This window comes from Hymenobacter tenuis (assembly GCF_054780495.1).
Genome location: NZ_BAAGWF010000004.1, coordinates 1,300,975 through 1,320,030, shown reverse-complemented (window position 1 = coordinate 1,320,030; position 19,056 = coordinate 1,300,975). Strand labels below are relative to the sequence as shown.

General features: G+C 56.6%; 18 protein-coding genes. 7 read left to right on the top strand and 11 right to left on the bottom strand.

Features of this window, described 5'->3' with window-relative positions:
• Positions 1-180 precede the first annotated feature (180 nt).
• Positions 181-2,121: an Hsp70 family protein gene (dnaK, locus tag ACYVGU_RS19180; protein ID WP_460623365.1), complete on the top strand. Its 1,941-nt coding sequence runs from the start codon at positions 181-183 to the stop codon at positions 2,119-2,121.
• A 105-nt stretch (positions 2,122-2,226) separates the two neighbouring features.
• Here the strand turns inward: dnaK and ACYVGU_RS19175 are convergent, their stop codons facing one another.
• The gene (locus ACYVGU_RS19175; RefSeq protein WP_460623364.1) at positions 2,227-2,628 is read right to left on the bottom strand and encodes a hypothetical protein; all 402 of its coding nucleotides are present in this window, start codon (positions 2,626-2,628) and stop codon (positions 2,227-2,229) included.
• Between the two features lie 202 nt (positions 2,629-2,830).
• On the opposite strand from ACYVGU_RS19175, the gene ACYVGU_RS19170 reads away from it, so the two are divergent.
• On the top strand, positions 2,831-3,982 hold the full coding sequence (locus ACYVGU_RS19170) for a flavin-dependent monooxygenase (RefSeq protein ID WP_460623363.1): 1,152 nt from the start codon (positions 2,831-2,833) through the stop codon (positions 3,980-3,982).
• On the opposite strand, the gene ACYVGU_RS19165 is transcribed toward ACYVGU_RS19170, so the two are convergent.
• Positions 3,965-5,140, bottom strand: a complete 1,176-nt coding sequence (locus tag ACYVGU_RS19165; protein ID WP_460623362.1) for an endonuclease/exonuclease/phosphatase family protein — start codon at positions 5,138-5,140, stop codon at positions 3,965-3,967. The two genes, ACYVGU_RS19170 and ACYVGU_RS19165, sit on opposite strands and share 18 nt — an antisense overlap.
• Before the next feature lie 101 nt (positions 5,141-5,241).
• Positions 5,242-5,799 (bottom strand): 5-(carboxyamino)imidazole ribonucleotide mutase, encoded by a 558-nt coding sequence (purE, locus tag ACYVGU_RS19160; protein WP_460614258.1) that lies wholly within the window; start codon positions 5,797-5,799, stop codon positions 5,242-5,244.
• Positions 5,800-5,949: 150 nt separating this feature from the next.
• Between purE and ACYVGU_RS19155 the strand changes: the two genes are divergently transcribed.
• Positions 5,950-6,576 (top strand): MarC family protein, encoded by a 627-nt coding sequence (locus ACYVGU_RS19155; protein ID WP_460614257.1) that lies wholly within the window; start codon positions 5,950-5,952, stop codon positions 6,574-6,576.
• A gap of 102 nt (positions 6,577-6,678) precedes the next feature.
• Positions 6,679-7,704: a uroporphyrinogen decarboxylase gene (gene hemE / locus ACYVGU_RS19150; protein WP_460623361.1), complete on the top strand. Its 1,026-nt coding sequence runs from the start codon at positions 6,679-6,681 to the stop codon at positions 7,702-7,704.
• A gap of 69 nt (positions 7,705-7,773) precedes the next feature.
• On the opposite strand, the gene ACYVGU_RS19145 is transcribed toward hemE, so the two are convergent.
• The 5 genes from ACYVGU_RS19145 to ACYVGU_RS19125 all read right to left on the bottom strand — a co-directional run bounded on the left by ACYVGU_RS19145 (position 7,774) and on the right by ACYVGU_RS19125 (position 13,423).
• Positions 7,774-8,793: a bifunctional heptose 7-phosphate kinase/heptose 1-phosphate adenyltransferase gene (locus tag ACYVGU_RS19145; RefSeq protein WP_460623360.1), complete on the bottom strand. Its 1,020-nt coding sequence runs from the start codon at positions 8,791-8,793 to the stop codon at positions 7,774-7,776.
• Between the two features lie 129 nt (positions 8,794-8,922).
• The gene (locus ACYVGU_RS19140; protein WP_460623359.1) at positions 8,923-10,143 is read right to left on the bottom strand and encodes a pyridoxal phosphate-dependent aminotransferase; all 1,221 of its coding nucleotides are present in this window, start codon (positions 10,141-10,143) and stop codon (positions 8,923-8,925) included.
• 89 nt (positions 10,144-10,232) lie between these two features.
• Complete coding sequence (locus ACYVGU_RS19135) at positions 10,233-12,224, bottom strand: glycosyltransferase (protein ID WP_460623358.1); 1,992 nt, start codon at positions 12,222-12,224, stop codon at positions 10,233-10,235.
• A gap of 203 nt (positions 12,225-12,427) precedes the next feature.
• Complete coding sequence (gene recR / locus ACYVGU_RS19130) at positions 12,428-13,042, bottom strand: recombination mediator RecR (protein ID WP_460614250.1); 615 nt, start codon at positions 13,040-13,042, stop codon at positions 12,428-12,430.
• A 99-nt stretch (positions 13,043-13,141) separates the two neighbouring features.
• The gene (locus ACYVGU_RS19125) at positions 13,142-13,423 is read right to left on the bottom strand and encodes an ATP-dependent Clp protease adaptor ClpS (protein ID WP_460614249.1); all 282 of its coding nucleotides are present in this window, start codon (positions 13,421-13,423) and stop codon (positions 13,142-13,144) included.
• A gap of 263 nt (positions 13,424-13,686) precedes the next feature.
• On the opposite strand from ACYVGU_RS19125, the gene ACYVGU_RS19120 reads away from it, so the two are divergent.
• Entirely contained in the window at positions 13,687-14,244 is a 558-nt protein-coding gene (locus tag ACYVGU_RS19120) for a hypothetical protein (protein WP_460623357.1), read from the top strand.
• A gap of 89 nt (positions 14,245-14,333) precedes the next feature.
• Here the strand turns inward: ACYVGU_RS19120 and ACYVGU_RS19115 are convergent, their stop codons facing one another.
• Together ACYVGU_RS19115 and ACYVGU_RS19110 are read right to left on the bottom strand one after the other, a co-directional pair.
• The gene (locus ACYVGU_RS19115; protein WP_460623356.1) at positions 14,334-14,981 is read right to left on the bottom strand and encodes a YceI family protein; all 648 of its coding nucleotides are present in this window, start codon (positions 14,979-14,981) and stop codon (positions 14,334-14,336) included.
• Positions 14,982-15,028: 47 nt separating this feature from the next.
• On the bottom strand, positions 15,029-15,478 hold the full coding sequence (locus tag ACYVGU_RS19110) for a MarR family winged helix-turn-helix transcriptional regulator (protein WP_460623355.1): 450 nt from the start codon (positions 15,476-15,478) through the stop codon (positions 15,029-15,031).
• Positions 15,479-15,671: 193 nt separating this feature from the next.
• On the opposite strand from ACYVGU_RS19110, the gene ACYVGU_RS19105 reads away from it, so the two are divergent.
• Positions 15,672-16,250: a DUF6799 domain-containing protein gene (locus ACYVGU_RS19105; RefSeq protein ID WP_460623354.1), complete on the top strand. Its 579-nt coding sequence runs from the start codon at positions 15,672-15,674 to the stop codon at positions 16,248-16,250.
• A 68-nt stretch (positions 16,251-16,318) separates the two neighbouring features.
• Here the strand turns inward: ACYVGU_RS19105 and ACYVGU_RS19100 are convergent, their stop codons facing one another.
• Complete coding sequence (locus ACYVGU_RS19100) at positions 16,319-17,356, bottom strand: dipeptide epimerase (protein ID WP_460623353.1); 1,038 nt, start codon at positions 17,354-17,356, stop codon at positions 16,319-16,321.
• A 205-nt stretch (positions 17,357-17,561) separates the two neighbouring features.
• On the opposite strand from ACYVGU_RS19100, the gene ACYVGU_RS19095 reads away from it, so the two are divergent.
• Complete coding sequence (locus tag ACYVGU_RS19095) at positions 17,562-18,983, top strand: dicarboxylate/amino acid:cation symporter (RefSeq protein ID WP_460623352.1); 1,422 nt, start codon at positions 17,562-17,564, stop codon at positions 18,981-18,983.
• The last annotated feature ends 73 nt before the right edge of the window (positions 18,984-19,056 follow it).

The following is a 19,056-nucleotide window of genomic DNA, read 5'->3' as shown; positions in this document are numbered from 1 at the left end:
CTCCTACTAGTTCCCGTAAAAGTCAGACCGTCGCGAATACTTCTGGTGTAGTATCCCAAAGTGACAATCTGTCACGAAAAACCCGCTTTTCTGGGGCTGGTACGCGTCTTGTAATTCCCCCTGTGCGAGTAATTCGCATGTAGTATCTGACACCTCAACTCCTCTATAACAACCATTCACATGGGCAAAATAATCGGTATTGACCTCGGCACCACCAACTCGTGCGTGGCCGTAATGGAAGGCAACGAGCCGGTGGTGATTCCGAATAGCGAAGGCCGCCGCACGACTCCCTCGATCGTGGCGTTCCTCGATAACGGTAAAGGCGAACGTAAAGTAGGTGACCCCGCTAAGCGTCAGGCCATTACCAACCCCAAGAACACGTTGCAGTCGATCAAGCGCTTCATGGGCCGCGGCTTCGGTGAAGTAACGGAAGAGTCGAAGCACGTTTCGTACGAACTGGTGCGTGGTTCTAATAACACGGTGGCCGTACAAATCGGCGACCGGCAGTACACGCCCCAGGAAATTTCGGCTATGGTGCTTCAGAAAATGAAGCAGACGGCTGAAGATTACTTGGGTCAGCCCGTAACGGAAGCTGTAATTACGGTTCCTGCGTACTTCAACGACGCGCAGCGTCAGGCTACGAAAGAAGCTGGTGCCATTGCCGGCCTCGACGTAAAGCGCATCATCAACGAACCTACTGCTGCTGCCCTAGCCTACGGCCTCGATAAGAAGCACAAAGACCAGAAGATTGCCGTGTACGACCTAGGTGGTGGTACCTTCGACATCTCGATTCTAGAGTTGGGTGATGGCGTATTCGAAGTACTGAGCACCAACGGTGACACTCACCTCGGTGGCGACGACTTCGACCAAGTTATCATCAACTTCCTGGCGGAGACTTTCGCCAGCGAAAACGAAGGCCTCGACCTGCGCAAAGATGCAATGGCCCTGCAGCGCTTGAAAGAAGCCGCTGAGAAAGCCAAGGTAGAGCTGTCGTCTTCGACGGAAACGGAAATTAACCTGCCCTACGTAACGGCTACCGCCTCGGGCCCGAAGCACTTAGTAGTAAAGCTGAGCCGCGCGAAATTCGAGCAGCTGGCTGATAACCTGGTGCGTCGCTCGATGGAGCCTTGCAAAAAGGCGCTGCAAGATGCCGGCCTGAGCACTTCGGATATCGATGAAGTTATCTTGGTAGGTGGCTCGACTCGTATCCCCCGCATTCAGGAGGAAGTGGAGAAGTTCTTCGGCAAGAAGCCTTCAAAGGGTGTTAACCCCGACGAAGTAGTAGCCGTGGGCGCTGCCATTCAGGGTGGTGTACTGACCGGCGAAGTGAAGGATGTGCTCCTGCTCGACGTGACCCCACTTTCGCTGGGTATCGAAACGATGGGCGGCGTAATGACCAAGCTGATCGAGTCGAACACGACCATTCCTACCAAGAAGTCGGAGACTTTCTCGACGGCTTCTGACAACCAGCCTTCGGTAGAGATTCACGTACTGCAGGGCGAGCGTCCGCTGGCTTCGCAGAACCGTACTATCGGCCGCTTCCACCTCGACTCGATTCCGCCAGCACCCCGTGGTGTTCCGCAAATCGAAGTAACCTTTGACATTGACGCCAACGGCATTCTGCACGTATCGGCCAAGGACAAAGGCACCGGCAAGGAGCAGAAAATTCGTATCGAAGCCTCTTCCGGCCTCACCGACGCTGATATTGAGCGCATGCGCAATGAAGCTGCTGCCAACGCCGAAGCCGACAAAGCCGAAACCGAGCGCATCGGTAAAATCAACGCCGCTGACTCCATGATTTTCCAGACGGAAAAGCAACTAAAAGAGTACGGTGAAAAACTGAGTGCAGGCAACAAGACGGCTGTTGAAAATGCCCTGGCGGACCTCAAGAAGGCACACGAGAGCAAGGACATCAGCGCTATCGACTCGTCGATGGAGGCTATCAACGCTGCATGGCAGGCTGCTTCGCAGGAGATGTACGCCGCAGGTGGTGCTGAGGGCCAGCCTGGCGCTGACGGTGGCAACCCCTTCGGTGGTGCCGGCCAGCCCGGTGGCAATGGCCAGCAAGGCCAGCCGCACGACAACGTGACGGACGTAGACTACGAGGAAGTAGGCAAGTAATTGCTGACTAGCCTCAGAAGCACAGAAAAGGCCCGAAGCAATTGCTTCGGGCCTTTTTGTTTTTGGGCATTATCCTGCGGTTCGAGGCAGCGCTAGGGCTAGTACTTACGGCAACTGCCGTAGCCATGCAATAGCAGCAGCCTCATCCTCAAACAAGCGGTAAATCAGGCTCGACTCGCGGGCTTCATTCATCACCAGATTCATGGAAAGCCGCGCAAAAACATCGTGCGAGAGCAATACGGCGCCATAATAAGGCTTGCCAGTAATGGAGGTGCGTTGCAGCCAGTTTTCGGTAATCCAGAGGCGCTCCTCTTCCGTGAAAGCCGCCATGGCACGCTGGTCGCCGAGGATTTTATACCAGCTTCGGCGCTGCAACAGTTCGCTCGCTTTGTTGAGGAACGTTTGCAGCTCAGCAAAATTTCGTTTGCCGGGGTGATATTGCACTATCAAATAGCCATCTGTATGCTCTAGCAAGCGCCCCGACGGATTCTCAAAGTACAATTGCATTTTAAATTGAGTAGTAGATCCGGGCATGGAAAGGAGAGCAGGAGGAAAGGACAACGCTGTACGTAGGCAAAGTTCAGCTAATGTGATACTAGTTACCTAATAATATGACACAAAATACACGTAGCCCAACAGTAAAGCCGCTTTTTCATTGATAATCCTGTTATATCCTTTTATTCCACTACCGTGCCCAACTCTTCAAACTATGGCTGACTTTCTGATTGTAGGTGCCGGAATTGGGGGGCTAGCCACGGCCCACGCCCTGCTCCGGCAGGGCCACAAAGTGCAAGTTGTGGAAGCGGCTCCGGAGTTGCGCGAAGTGGGAGCCGGCGTTGTACTGGGGGCTAATGCTATGCGTGCCCTCAGCAGCCTGGGCTTACACGAGGCCGTGCAGCCGCATGGCTCACCGGTTACAAGCCTTGATCTGCGTGACCAGCACGGCCGACTGCTTCAGGCCGCCGATACTACGGCATTTACTAGCCAGCTCGGCTTCGACAACCTCGGCCTGCACCGCGCAGCCCTGCAACACGCCCTGCTAGCTGGCTTACCAACTGACACCGTACGCCTTCGGTGCGCATTCGACCGCTTTGAGACTTCCGCGGCTGGTATCACGGCCTACTTTGCCGACGGCAGCTCCTTGATGGCCGATGCCTTAATTGGGGCTGATGGCATTCGCTCGAGGGTTCGGCGCCAGCTCTTGCCTAGCACGGAGCCGCGGTATGCCGGCTATACCTGCTGGCGAGCCGTAGTCGATGCCCATGAGCTGCAGTTGCCTGCGGGAGAATCGTGTGAGATGTGGGGGGAACGGGGCCGGCGGTTTGGCTACGTACCCGTGGGCCAGGGGCGCGTGTACTGGTTTGCCTGCCTGAACAGCGCGAAGCCGCGAAACCCCAAATACCAGGCCTACCGGGCGGCAGATTTGCGGCGCGAATTCGCCGGCTTTCAGCCCCCCGTTCCGGCACTACTGGATCTGACCCACGATGATCAGCTGCTCTGGAATGATATTCTGGACCTGAAGCCGCTGCGGCACCTAGCGTATGGGCGCGTGCTGCTCCTCGGGGATGCCGGCCATGCTACTACCCCCAATATGGGCCAGGGCGCCGGCATGGCCATTGAAGACGCGGCCGTACTAGGCCAGTGCATAGCGCAAACCCCTGACGATGTAGCGGCCGCTTTCCTGCAATTTGAGCAGCGCCGCCTGAAGCGTACCACCCGCGTAGTACAAACCTCCTGGCAATTGGGCCGGGTCGGACAGCTCGAGAACCCTGTGCTTACTACTCTGCGCAACGGCCTGATGCGGCTGCTACCTGCCGCGGTGAGCCGAAGCCAAATGGCGTGGCTATATGATGCCCTTTAGCATCTGGCGGGCCTGCACCAGCTTTTCCTGTTTGCGCGTTTCGTCGGCGGCCTCCTCAGCCTCTTCTTCTACTTCTTCCTCAAAGCCTTCCTTAATCTTCTCTACGGCCTCCTCGTGGTCATCGGCGTCAGCCTGTTCGCTGTTTTCTTCCTGAACTTCCTTGTCATGCGGCTCATAGCTGAGCTTGATGTAGATAGGAAAGTGGTCGGAGCCCACGTACGGCAGGCGCTCCATATCATCTACTTTGAAATGGGCTGACACGAACACATGGTCGAGGGGCCAGCGCATCAGGTGATAATCGGCGTGAAAGGTAGGCAGCAGGCCGCGGCCCACGCGTGGGTCCATGAGGCCACTGATGCGGCGAAACAGCTCCGACGTGTGCGACCACGCCACGTCGTTCATATCCCCGAATACAATGGTGGGCTCATCGTTTTTATCAATGGCCTTGCCTACCAACAGCAGCTCCGCGTCGCGCTTAGTGCTGGTTTTCGACTCGGCTGGTGCTGGTGGTTTCGGGTGCAACCCATATATCCGCACCTTGGTCTGGCCATCGGGCAGCTCAACCAGCGTATGCACCGAGGGTACGTCATCATCCAGCAGGTACTTTATTTCGCAGCCCTGCAGCGGCAAGCGCGAAAAGAACAGCAGGCCATAGGTATTATCCAAGGGCTCGTGGCAGGTGTAGGGGTGTGTTTCTTCCAGCGGCTTTAGCTGCTCCAGCCACCAGGCGTCGGTTTCCACTGCCATAATGATGTCCGAATTCGTTTCCTGGAGTACCTGCAGGGCCTTTTTGCCTTGCTTGTTGTACTGCAGAACGTTCATCATGGTCAGGCTCAGGTGGCGACGGCCATCCTTGTGGGTACTATCGCCGACCTGCTTTTTGGCTACCGGCGTGTACGGCAGAATCCGGAAAGCCTGATACCCAATGGCTACCGCTACCACCCCTAGCAGAATGGGCCCCCAGTACGTGTCGTCTACCGGCTGGTGCCACTTTAGCAAGAAACCCAGGACTAGCACCACCGCCAACAGGCCCACAATCTGGAGGCGCGGAAAATCGAACACCCGAATCCACCAGGCGGTTTCACGCAGCAGGGGTAGTAGCGTTGCAATCAGGCTCAACACTACCAGCAGCAGCGTGAGGCCATGGGCAAATTGCAACCAAAGGGGAACGTCGAGGTCTGGCACTGGAGGAGAGGTGGGTGTGGAAAATCAGGGGCGGGCAGGGTCAAACAGAAGTATTCCGATACAGTCTACTAGGCTCAATCATCATTGAAACCACCTTTACGAAGCTCCTCAATTGTACGCATAACTTTATCTTTCAGCGAAGTCCGGTACTTTTCCAGCACATCGGTGAGGCGGGCGTTGCTCAGGGCTAGAATTTGGGTAGCCAGCACAGCCGCGTTGGCAGCACTATCTAGGGCCACGGTAGCCACGGGCACCCCCACCGGCATCTGCAGCATCGAGAGAATAGAGTCGAGGCCATGAAAGGAGGTAGTGGAGTTGATGGGCACTCCAATCACAGGCAGCGTAGTAAGGGAAGCCACCATGCCGGGCAGATGCGCGGCTCCGCCCCCACCGGCAATAAGAACCCGTATGCCACGTTTGCGCGCCGTTTCGGCGTACTCAATCAGCCGATGGGGCGTGCGGTGGGCCGAAACCAGAGTAATTTCGTAGGTGACGCCAAACTGCTGCAACACCTCCGCAGCGGCCGACATTATTTTCAAATCGGTTCGGGAGCCCATAATAATGCCCACTAGCGGCGTATCATGGGGAGCAGGAACATCGGCCGCGGTAGCGGCGGGAAGTGTGGTATGCATGGAAGAGAGTAGCAAACAGGACTAACCTGGCCGGGATTGGCTTCTACGAGCGTACGCAGCGGCGGTTGAGCCTATAAACATAGCATTTTCCCTGTTTGCTGATTCTCAAAGGCTCGTACCTTTACCCAGTACCGCTGTGCTTTTCTGCGAATGGAAATTCTCGTTGCCACCTTTACTACCCTCTTTTCGGTCGTGAACCCATTTGGGGCCATGCCCGTGTTCCTGACTCTAACAGAAGAAGACTCGCCCGCTGAACGCGCTAATACCGGCCTGCGAGCCTGTTTTTACATGGTTGGAGTGCTGTTGGTATCGTTTTTTGCGGGGCAATATGTCCTGCGGTTTTTCGGCATCAATATTCATCACCTGCGCATTGCCGGCGGTATTTTGCTTATGCGCTCCGCCTTCGATTTACTTACGCCCGGCGGTAACCGCGCCAAGGTTTCGGATGCCACCCTGGAAGAAAGCCGCCACAAAGACGATATCAGCTTCACGCCGCTAGCCATGCCCATGCTGTCGGGCCCAGGGTCCATGGCCGTGTGCATCGGCTTGTTTACCGAGAAGCTCAGCATCCTGGATATGGGCATGATTTCCCTGGGCTTCGTGCTGGTAGCGCTGGCCGCCTACATCATCCTCATGTCGTCGTTGCGCCTAACGCGCTTCCTAGGTCGGCCCGGCATGGCAGCCCTGGCCCGCATCATGGGCTTTATTACACTGGCAATTGGCGTTAATTTCCTGGCTACAGCTATCGTCGCGCTGTTTCCGGGGCTGAGCCGGTAGGCAAGCTAGTTGGCATTTCGCGGGAGCAGTCTCTGTATTCCTGCGCTACTAGGCTTACCTTTGCGGCCAGCGCCGCTTTCCGGCCTCTAATCAGCAAATTCTGTGCTTAAGAACGACCTCCTCCTCCGTGCCGCCCGTGGCGAAGAAACCGAGCGCACCCCGGTGTGGCTCATGCGCCAGGCTGGCCGCATCCTGCCCGAATACCGCGCCCTGCGCGCCCGCCTGAGTGGCTTCAAGGAACTGGTAGAAACCCCTGAACTAGCCGCTGAAGTAACTATTCAGCCCGTTGATGCGCTGGATGTGGACGCTGCCATTATCTTCTCCGACATTCTGGTGGTGCCCGAAGCCATGGGCCTTACCTACGAGATGATAGAAGCCCGCGGTCCGCTGTTTCCGGAAACTATCAAAACCGCGCACGACGTAGCCCGCATGCGCATCGCTGACCCCGAGGAGCACCTGGGCTACGTACTGGAAGCCATTCGGGTAACCAAACGCGCGCTTAACGGCCGCGTACCGCTCATCGGTTTTGCCGGCGCCCCCTGGACGATTCTGGCCTACATGGTGGAGGGCCACGGCTCGAAAACGTTCAGCAAAGCCCGCCGCATGCTCTACACCGAGCCTGAACTGGCCCACGAGCTGCTACGCAAAATCACGGCTACAACCATTGCCTACCTGCGCGCCCAGGTGCAAGCCGGCGCCAACATTATTCAGGTATTCGACTCGTGGGCCGGCATTCTGCCGCCCGCGCACTATAAGGAGTTTAGCACGCGCTACATTGCTGAAATATGCGCGGCCATTCCGGAAGTGCCAGTAACTGTATTTGCTAAAGGCGCTTTCTGGGCCGTGGAGGACTTTGCCCAGCTGCCCTGCCGCACCATCGGCCTCGACTGGAACCAAGACCCACGCACCGTGCGCCCCCTAGTAGGCGACAAAACCCTGCAAGGCAACCTCGACCCATGTGCTCTCTACGGTACTCCGGCCCAGGTGCGCGCCGCTACCCTCCAGATGCTCAACCAGTTTGGCAAGCACCGCCACATTGCCAACCTAGGCCACGGCGTGTACCCCGATACCAATCCCGATAACGTAAAAGTCTTTATCGAAACAGTAAAGGAACACAGCCGCCGGTAAGTGTGCTGGCCATAAAAAAAGCGTCCGGCTGAGTTCAGTCGGACGCTTTTTTTATATGTACTAGCCTGCTTATAATGCCAAGCCGGCCTCTTCGGCCTCGGCCAAAAGCAGCTGCTTTTCAATGGGCACCACGCCTACCTGCTCGCACACCAGCCCACCACCTAAGTTGGCCAGCGCGGCGGTTACCGGCGCCGAGAGACCTAGGGCCACGCACAGCGCCGCAATGCTGATAACGGTGTCGCCGGCGCCCGATACATCAGAAATAGTGCGTAAGTGGGCCGGGATGTAGGTGCGCTCCAAGGCGCCATTTTCTACAAATACCCCGCGCTCCGAGAGCGTAACCAGCACAATTTCCGGCACTAGCAGCTCGCGCAGTTTGGCTACGGCATTCTCGAAGTACGGACGGTCGGCATCGGTGTCGCCAAATTCCAGCTTCAGTCCTTCGCGAAGCTCTTTCAGGTTGGGCTTGAACAGGGTGCAGAAACTATAGGCCAGAAAGTTCTTTTTCTTGGGGTCGACTACAGTTGGGATATTGAGGTGCCGCGCCAGCCCGATAAAGTGCTGAATGCTGGCTTCGTTCAGTACCCCCTTGTCGTAGTCCTCGAAAATAACAACGTCGGCCTTGCTCAGCAACTGCTCGAAGCGGGCGGTAAGCTCGGCGTTTTCGGTTGGGTTTAGGTTGGTTTCTACCTCGGAGTCGATGCGCAGCAACTGCTGACCGTGGGCCAGGATGCGCTGCTTCACGGTAGTTGGCCGAAATGATGAACGCACAATGCCCTCAGCTGAAAGGCCTGAGGTCTGGAGCAGCCCTAGTAGCTGGTCGCCGCCCTGGTCATCGCCGATTACGGCGCAGAGCAGCGGCGTTGCACCCAAGGCCTGCACGTTCAGGGCTACGTTAGCGGCCCCGCCCAGGCGCTGCTCAGTACGACTCACGTTCACGACCGGCACCGGAGCTTCAGGCGAGAGGCGGGCCGCCTTGCCCCACACATAGGCATCCATCATCACGTCACCCACAATGAGCACCGTGAGGTGGTTGAAGGCGGCAAATAACTCAGGCAGGGAAGCAGGCAGAACGGCAGCAGCAGGCATTACGGCAGATTCAGGGTAAACGAAGCCGCAAAGGTAGCCTGCAAGCGTGAACTTTGCAGGTAACCAGCACCGCCCAAACGTGGGGCACTGTAACTACAAAGTCCGCGCTGCACTAGGTATCTTTTTGGGTTAAACCAGCTTAGCCAGGCTGTTTTTGATGCGAATAAACGCTTCGCGCAGCTTTTCATCGGCGGCGGCCGTGCTGAATCGGATGCAGTTTGGAGCGCCGAAAGCGCCGCCATCTACGGCCGCTACGTGCGCATCATTGAGCATGAACATGGCCAAATCAGAGGCGCTGTTGATTACCTCTCCGCTCGGGGTGGTTTTGCCGAAGTAGCCCGTCACGTCGGGGAAGATGTAAAACGCACCGCTTGGCGTAGGCGTGCGGAAGCCGGGAATGTCTTTCACGAGCTCCAACACTAAGTCGCGGCGGCGGCGGTAGGCAGCCACCATCTCGTCAGCGGAGGAGCGACCACCTTGCAAGGCGGCCAGAGCCGCACGCTGCGTAATGGAGCACGTGCCCGAGGTAATCTGGCTTTGCATTTTCTCACAGGCGCTGGCAATTTCCTTGCGTGCTGCCAAGTAGCCCACGCGCCAGCCCGTCATGGCATAGCCTTTCGAGAAGCCGTTGACGGTGATTACGCGGTCCTTCACTTCCTCAAATTGCGCCAGGCTGGTGTGCTCGCCCACGAAGTTGATGTACTCATAGATTTCGTCGGCCAGCACGTACACCTGCGGGTGGCGGGCTACTACCTCGGCAATAGCCTGCAACTCCTCGCGCGAAAACACAGCCCCCGTGGGGTTGCAGGGGGATGAGTACATAACCAGTTTAGTACGGGGCGTAATGGCGGCTTCCAGCTCGGCGGCCGTCACTTTGTAGCCGTTTTCCAGAGAGCCCATCAGCTGCACCGTGGTGCCTTCGGCCAGCCGCACCATCTCTTCGTAGCTTACCCAATACGGCGAAAACACAATCACCTCGTCGCCGGGATTCACCAGGCTCAGCACGGCATTGGCAAGGGCTTGCTTGGCGCCAGTGCTTACTACTATGTTTTCGGGCTTGTATTCGAGGTGATTATCGCGCTTAAATTTGTCGCAGATGGCCTGGCGCAGATCGGGGTAGCCGGGCACGGGGGTGTAAAACGTGTAACCATCGTCCAGCGCTTTTTTAGCGGCGTCCTTGATGTACTGCGGCGTCTGAAAATCAGGTTCTCCGAAGCTTAAGCTAATCACATCTACGCCCTCGGCGGCCAGCGCACGGGCTTTTTTGGCCATGGCAATTGTCTGCGACTCCTGCATGGCATTGATACGATCAGAGAGAATTAGGGGCGCGAGGGCAGTAGCTTCAGACATGGGAATTGGGTGGTTAGGGACGGCCGCAAAAGTACGCGGAAGGTACGGAGTGTCACGCTAATTTCGCTCTTGCTGGCGGCACCCGCTAGCTAGCTTTCCCGGCCCAACCACCGGAAGCGGCGCAAAAGCAAGCGCATATCGGTGCTGGGGGCATAGTCCTTGGCATAGAGCAGCTCCAGGCGCCGGCGCGTAGGTTCCGTTAGGGCTGCGGCTTTGGTGCGGGTTGCTTCAGCGGGTGAAATAATGGCGCGAGCACCACGGCCTGGGTCGGCGGCATAGCGGAGGCCCACCCACGTGCGGAAGCCGCTGAGCACGCGCAGGCAGTTGCGCAGGAAGCCAGCTTTGTGTTGCTGCGTCCAGATGATGACAGGCGCGGTAAAGAGCAGCAGCAAGCTCACCCCAATATCGAGCAGGCGCTTGTTACGCACCTGGGCGGGCCGGAACAGGTTCAGCGTGATATCAAGCGCATAATAGTTGCCGGGCGAGTTGCGGCCCGAGCTGCCAATGATGTATTCGCTGCCCTGCGGCAGGATTTTGTAGGCTACTGGCGGCTGGCTGTTTAGCGTTACCATCAGCTCAATGATCTGGCTGGCCGATAAGTCGCGGCCACAGAAAATCAGCTCGTTCAGGCCATAGATGCGGATAATATCATCCAGTTGGCGCACCTCCCCTAGTAAATCATCCGGATGCGTGCCGGCGGTACTTTCCGATTCATCGGGCTCAATGTAGCCGATTACCCGCGCCGGCACGCCGGTTTGCTCCAGCAGCTGCCGCACCCGCCTGCTTTCGGCCCGCGAGCCTACAATGGCTACGTTTTTTAGGTAATGCGTGGAGAGGCTGAACTTGCGGTAGCGAATGAAGTTGAACACCAGCTGCCGCAACAGCAGCGCGGTTGCAGCCCACACGCCCCCTAGTACAATCAGGGCTTTGGAAAAGCGCCAGGCATCGAGAAAGTTGCTGAACGCCGAAATAAGCACTGTGCCCACAAACACCCCGCGCACAATACGACCGGCGCGAGTGGGTTTATCGTAGGCCCCACTAAAAAACGCCGACAGCAGCCACACGGCAATGTATACCGGCACGGCCACCTCCAAGTAGTTGGCCGGGTACGGTTCGTTTACGTAGCGGTGGTTTTGCTCCCAGTACGTTTTCAGAAAGTACATGCCGGCGTAAATCAGGCCCGCATCCAGCAGCACTAGGGCCGCCTGCATCAGCAAGCGTTGCACAATGGCTGCGCCGGCCCGAATCCAGATGGCGAGGTTTATCAGGAAGCTAAACGTGCCGGCCTGCTCGGCGGCAAAGTGCTTCCGCGCAAAAATCACCATGGCCCGATAAAACACGAACACATAATTTACGCTGGTGCGCCGGGTGCTTTCGCCTTTGTAATGAATGATGCGCGTGCCGGGGTAGTAATAATTTTTCCAGCCGCCTTGCGTGAGCCGGTACGAGAGGTCAATATCCTCGCCGTACATAAAGTAATCTTCATCGAGCAGCCCTACTTGGTCCAGGGCCGTTTTGCGCATAAACATAAACGCGCCGCTGAGCACTTCCACCTCGTGGGTTTGCTCGGGGCTCAGGAAACCCAAGTGGTAGCGCCCAAACCGCCGCGACTTCGGAAACAGCTTAGAAAGCCAAAAAATCTTGTAAAACGCTACCCACGGCGTGGGCAGACTGCGCTTGCTCTCGGGCAGAAATTTGCCTTGCCCGTCCAGCATCTTTACCCCTAGCCCACCGGCCTCAGGGTGCTGCTGCATAAACTCGCAGCACAACCGGAACGTGTTTTCCTCTACTACGGTGTCGGGGTTGAGCAACAGCACATACTGGCCGCGCGCCTGGGCTAGGGCTTGGTTATTGGCTTTCGAGAAGCCTAGGTTCTCCTTGTTCTCGATAAGAATTACCTCCGGAAAGCGCGCTTGCACCATAGCTACCGAGCCATCCACGGAGTTATTATCCACCACGAATACCTCCACTGGCTGCCCCAGCTTTTCTATAGCCCACCGTACCGACAGCAGCGCCTGCTCCAGAAAGAAGCACACGTTGTAGTTAACAATAACGACGGACAGCGTAATGGTGGGCGGCACAAGAAAAAGGCAAATACCACGAAAGGTACACAGAGTGCCGGTTAATGTTGAGGTGGCGCAACGCAAACCAGCTGGCAAAAGTACTAGGCCCCGAAAAACAATAACCCCTTGACACTCGGACAAGCATCAGGGGGTTATTGTTTTTCGGGGCCTAGTACTTTCGAAGATAGCCTGAAAATGCGCCTGCGGTTGCTTTAGCGCGGTTACCGCGCTTGGCGCTGGCGTTCTACAATGCTGCGGCCCAGGGTAATTTCATCGGCGTATTCCAGCTCCCCGCCCATCGGGATGCCGCGAGCAATGGTGCTGACGTTGAGCTCGGGCAGGTCGCGGAGCTTGCGGGAAAGATAGAATGCCGTGGTGTCGCCTTCCATGGTGGGGCTAATGGCCAAAATCACTTCCCGAATTTCCGAGCCGTCTTTGGTTACGCGCTCCACCAACGAGTCAATGGTCAGGTCACTCGGCCCGATACCCTCGATAGGCGAAATCACGCCGCCCAGCACGTGGTACATGCCCTGGTACTGCGCCGTATTTTCGATGGCAATTACGTCGCGAATATCCGACACCACACAAACCGTGCTTTGGTCGCGGAGCTGGTTGGCGCAAATGCTGCACACCGGCGTATCCGAAATGTTGTGGCACGTATCACAGTACCGAATCTCGAAGCGCATTTTGGCCAAGGCCTCCGCCAACGTAGCTGTAGTATCAGCTTCGGCCTTCAGCAGGTGCAACGCCAGCCGCAACGCCGTTTTTTTGCCTACCCCCGGCAGCTTCGACAACTCGCCAACCGCGTTTTCGATCAGTTTGGAAGGAAATTCCATTCAGTTTGTAAGTAGTTCGTGTTTAGTTGCCTGTTGTCAGGACGGACGTTGGCGTGCAGCGTACTGAAACGCCCCTACCTAACAACTACCTCCCGACAACTAAATAACATCGGCCGAGATGCCCCGGTCGTGAATGGCGGTGCACATGCCGGCCAGCTCGTCGTAAGAGCCGTGCTTTACGGTGCACTGGCCTTTGTAATGAATCAGCAGCGTGCACTGCTCGGCCTGCTCCGGCCCGTGGCCACACACATCAATCAGCGTTTTGATAACGTGGTCGAAGGTATTGATGTCATCATTGTACACGATCAGGTCACGCACATCGATGGTTTCTTCCAGGAGCAGAACGTCCTCGTCGTACTCGATTTGTGGATTGGTGTTCATGGCACAAAAATACGGAGAAACAGGCAGAAAGCCGGATTTCTTAGTTTGACTCGGCCTAGTATAACCCGCTGAAAGGCTGAATCGTTTCCCGGTTTCGGAAAGATTATAGCTGAAAAATACGCTGGTAGCCTGCTAGGCCTCTTGTGTTGCTAAAGTGTGCGGAACCTGGCCGCTGCACCTGGCGGGTCAGTTCATTTTTGCGTTCCGTACGTACTTTTCCTGTTCTATTCTTCCGTTCCGCTCTATTTGCCTCCCTTCTGCTTATGCCTGTTCCGTCCGCTGAGTTCAAGCGCGCCCTCAAACGCCTGTCTGACAAAGAGAAGGAAGCCCTGCTCCTGCGCGCCTCCCGCCGCGACGCCGAGCTCTACGATACACTCTGCTTTGAGCTGCTACCCGACGTGACGAGCGAAACCGTGTTTGAGCAGGCCTCTGACCAGATTCATGAATTGTTTTCGGTGGGCGCTACCGGCCGCCTGCTCAACCGCAGCCTCACCAAAGCCCTCCAGAAAGCCACCAAAGAAGTAGCCCGCGCCCGCCGCATCACCAAAGACAAGCGCCTGGAGGTAGATCTGAACCTCTACACGCTACGCCACATCTTTGAAAACTATACGGGCCAGTTTGAGAGCGTGTACGCGGGTTTCTATACCAGTACGGCCCGGCTGGCGGCGCGCACTACCCAACTGATTCTGCAAAACCTGCACGAAGACCTTTGGCTGGAGTACAAAGCCGAGGTTGATGACTTTTTGCAGCAGCTACACGCCCGTGCCAAAAGCCGCAGCCTAAAGTTTGAGCTGCCCCGGGAGTTGGAGCTGCCTGACTAGGTAGCGTTTCCGCTTAAACCCAAAAAGCCCCGCCAACAGCTGTTGGCGGGGCTTTTTACTGTTTCGGCACCTAGGAAAGGCACCTCAGATTACTTCTTGGCAATTACGTTAAAGCTCATGGTGAACTCATCCATGATGGCTTTGTCGCCGATGCTTTCGAAGAACGACTTAGAGCCGTACTTGATGTCGTACTTCGTGCGGTCGATGGTAGCGGTGCCGCTAGCTGAAGCCACGCCGTTTTTCACGCCCACTTTAGCGGGGAACGAAACAGGCTTGGTGATGCCCTTGATGGTCAGGTCGCCGGTAACAGTGGCGTTGTTGCCGTTGGCATCGCCTTTCAGCGGAGCCAGGCTCGTGATTTTGAACGTCGAAGTTGGGTTTTTGTCGATGCTGAAGAAGTCATCGGAGCGCAGGTGGCCCACCAGCTTATCGTTGTACTCTTTCTCCTTGATGTCCTCAACTTTCAGCGAGTTCATGTCAACGGTGAAAGTACCGCCTACGATTTGGTTGCCACGCACCAGCACGTCGCCGCCCTGAATCTGCACGTTGCCGTTGTGCTGGCCCGTTACTTTTTTGCCTACCCAACCCAGCGTGCTCAGCTGTGGCTGCACTTTGTAGGCAGTAGAGGCAGCCTTAGAGGTGCCCGCGTTGGTTTTCTTTACCGCTGGCTGTTGAGCGAAGGCCGGAGCAGCTAGCAGCGAGGCGACCAGCAGAGCTGGCAGAATGATTTTTTTCATGGGTTTTAACGAAAAAAGAAAATGGCAATAGGGAAAATCTGTAACCGCTAGTCGCGGACTTTATCGAGTAGGTCGCTGAGCTGAGCAGCTTCCTCAGGAGTAAGGTTATGAAGCCCGTTGCTTTGCACGTCCATCACCGCATCAATGCGGCGCAGCAGCTCCAGGCCCGCCTCGGTTATGCGGATATCCACAGCGCGGCGGTTGCTAGGGCACACTTTGCGGGTAACCAGCTCTTTAGCTTCCAGCTTATCTACAATGCGAGAAGCATTGCTGGTTTTATCAAGCATTCGCTCAATTAGCAGATTCACGGTAGCCGGCTTAGGGTGCTGTCCTCGCAGGATGCGCAAAACGTTAAACTGAGGCAGTGTAAGACCATACTCCTTGAACATGGCCCCTTGCCGCAGCTGCAGCCACCCGGCCGTAAACACCAGATTGATGTAGGCTTTTTGGTGTTGGTCCTTAAAGGTGGGCTGTTTGATTTCGTCCTCTATCTTCATAAGCATATGGAAATGCCAGAATGCGTTGCAAATATATGTACATACATTTAATGTAACAACACAGTTCTGAAAATTTGATCAAAAATAATAATCCTCCTTAACTATGGTCTGCGAGTGAGCACATTAGAAAAATGTAAACACCACACCGCAAATACCGTAAGCAAGCGCATTCATTCTCTCTTCCCTACTTATCATGAAGAAACTGCTGCTCCCCATCGTAGCCTTCAGCTTGTTAACTGCTACGGCTGCTACGGCTCAAACTGCGGCCAGCTCCACAGTAGCCGGCCCCGTTGCTACCAACCCCTCCGACCGGTTTATGTTACAAAACGGGGAGGTGGTGCTAGTACAGGATAAGCGCCCAACTCCGCTTACAAAAAACGTGCTGTTATCGAACGGAACGAAAATCAATTACAAAAGCGGCATTGTTGAGCTACCCGGCGGCAAGAAAACCACGCTGAAAGAAGGCGACTACGTGCGCCCCAACGGCGATATTGTGTTTGCTACCCCTGCTAGCGCCGCTCAGGCTCGCGGCGACAACTCCGTGCCCGCCACGGCTAAGTTCGACACCTACATAGACCCGCGCCCCTCCCCCGCTACCCCGGCTGCCATGGAAAGCCGTCTCACGGAGATGAACACCAAAATCAGCCTGATGGCGGAGAAAATTCAGCTGCTGAACCAAAAAATCAGCTTGCTGAGCTCCAACGCAAAAACCCCTACTGAAACCTCGGCCATTGACCAGAAAATCCAGGCCATTGACGCCAAGCTGAAGTAAGCTGCCAAGTGGCCGCGCCCAATACGAGGTGCGAGACCAGTAGGAAAAAGCCAACATGCGCTTTGGTACTATTGGTTTGGCACCTCGTTGTTTTGCGCTACGGCTTCCAGCCGGCCTTCCGTCTCGCGCACCAGCCCAAATGGCTCATCCCGCACAATCAGAAAGCCATCTAGGTCGCACACATCAGCAAGGCTACTCACCTGCAGCGCCGACCAAATACCCAAGGAGGTTTCGACCATGCAACCGAGCATGGTTTGGAGGCCGTGAGTGCGGGTTTCACGCAGAATGCGCAGCCCGTTAAGGTAGCCGCCGGCCTTCATCAGCTTCATGTTCACGCCATCAAACTGCCGGGCAATAGCGGCGAAATCAGCGTCATCCGTGACGGATTCATCGGCAAATATGGGGCAGTTGAGCTGGCCTTTCAGCGCGCGGTAATCATCGTGGCAGGCGGCGGGCATGGGCTGCTCGAGCAGGCGCACGTGCAGGCCCGGCAATTGCTGAATACTTTCCCAGCTGTAGCGCAAGCTGTCGGCATCAGGCCAGGCTTCGTTGCCATCAATGATAAGCGGCCGCCTCGGAAAGAGGCGGGTTACTTCGCGCAGCAGATCTAGGGCGCCGTCGCGGTTTACTTTTATTTTCAGGAGGGGAAAACGGCCTAGGTCCTGTTCCCGCGCAAAGGCTGCTATGGCGCCCGGCTCCATAATGGGCAGCGAAAAAGCCGTTGGCACCGCTCCCGATGGCTCCGGAATGCCGAGCCAGCGCGCTACTGATTGGCCATCTCGGGCCGCCTCCCAATGCACCAGCGCCGACTCCAGCGCAAACCGCAGCGCCTGGGCCGGCTGGTGTTCGGCCAGGAAAGCAGTCAGCTCTACTAAGCTCTTGCAGTGGCCAAGCCCTGCGGCCTGCAACTGCTCAAACTGCGCTTGCAAGCCTTCCGGCGTTTCGCCGTAGCGTACGTTCGGGGCGGCTTCGCCTTGCCCTACCAGGGCACTTCCTACGCCTTGCACCCGCACCAGCAGGTTGGTTTTGGTAGTGGATGCGTTGCGCGAAATTTTCCAGGTGTAGCGTAGCGGTAACTCCAGCGGCGTAAGCGTCCAGGTGAGCATTGAGTGGGGTTTGGAAGAAAACAGAGGGTAGCGAAAGATACGGCTGGCGCGGCAACTACCGCCGGTTTAGTGGCTTGCGGGGGCTAGTGTTGCTGGTGGTACGCTACAGGCAAGTAGGCAACGCCGCAGCTAACGCCACACTACTGCCCGCAGAAACCTATCTTTGCTGCATTCCCGCTACCCTCTTTTCCTTGAATTGCCGCGCATGAAGTTTTCGCGACTCGCCCCCCTAGTCCTTATCCTCTTTGTACTAGCTGCTTTCCTGACCACAGCCACCGCGCAGGGTTGGCTAGCGCTCGACCCCAGCATTGCGATGGCCTCCCGCTGGATTGCGCTGCTTGGTATCATTGCCGTTGCCACGCAGCGCCGCTCTATTACCTTCTGGATTGTGGTCAGCATGCTGGTAGGCGCCGAAATTGGTCATGACTTCCCAACCCAGGCCGTACAGCTGAAAGTGCTCAGCGACGTATTCCTGCGGCTGGTGAAAACCATTATTGCCCCGCTGGTATTCGCTACCCTAGTGGTAGGTATTGCGGGCCACGCTGACCTAAAGCAGGTAGGCAAAATGGGACTCAAGGCCCTGATTTACTTTGAAGTAGTCACCACCTTTGCCCTGTTCATTGGCCTAGGCGCCATCAACCTGACAAGGGCCGGCGAAGGTGTTGACCGCAGCGGCATTGCCGCCGACACCGAAAAACTGGAAACCGTTAAGCAAAGCACCGCCGACATCATCCTGCACATCTTCCCCGAAAACATTGCCAAGTCGGTGGCCGAGGGTCAGGTATTGCAGGTAGTGGTATTTGCCATCATCTTCGCCATTGGCCTGGCCATGGTGCACCAGCGCCACCGCATTCCGCTGCTGCAGGTTACGGAAAGCCTCTCGGAAGTAATGTTCAAGTTCACCAACGTGGTGATGTTTTTTGCCCCGTTTGGGGTAGGCGGCGCCCTGGCCTATACGGTGGGCAAAATGGGCTTTGCGCCACTTTTGAATGCCTTTAAGCTACTCCTGACGCTCTATGGCGCTCTGGCCGTTTTCGTGCTGCTGGTGCTCGTCCCAATTGCCCTGATTGCCCGCATCCCGCTGAAGCGCTTCGTGCAGGCCATTGCAGAGCCCGTTAGCATTGCCTTTGCTACTACCTCCTCAGAAGCCGCGCTGCCCCGCGCCATGGAAGCCATGGAAAGCATTGGCGTACCGCGCCGCATTGTGGCCTTCGTGATGCCTACGGGCTACTCCTTTAACCTCGATGGCACCACGCTGTACCTTTCCTTAGCGGCTGTGTTTGTGGCGCAGGCCGCGGGCGTGGAGTTGTCGTTTGGGCAGCAGCTCGTGATGGTGTTCACGTTGATGCTCACCTCGAAGGGTGTAGCAGGGGTGCCGCGCGCCTCGCTTGTGATTCTGCTGGCTACCGTGGCTTCGTTTAACCTGCCCGCTTGGCCGGTATTCATCATTCTGGGTATTGATGCCCTGATGGATATGGCCCGCACCGCCGTTAACGTAATGGGCAACTGCTTGGCCACGGCCGTAGTAGCCCGCTGGGAAGGTGAGTTCGTGGATAACTACGTGGCCCCCGACCCGGTAGATGACCTTGCGGAAGCCGATAGCGCCCTAGTCCACCAACCTCATTAAGAACTTACTAAACGCTGTCTTCTTGCTCGAGAAACAGCACGTAAGCAATGGTATGCAGCGCCCTCACAGCCTC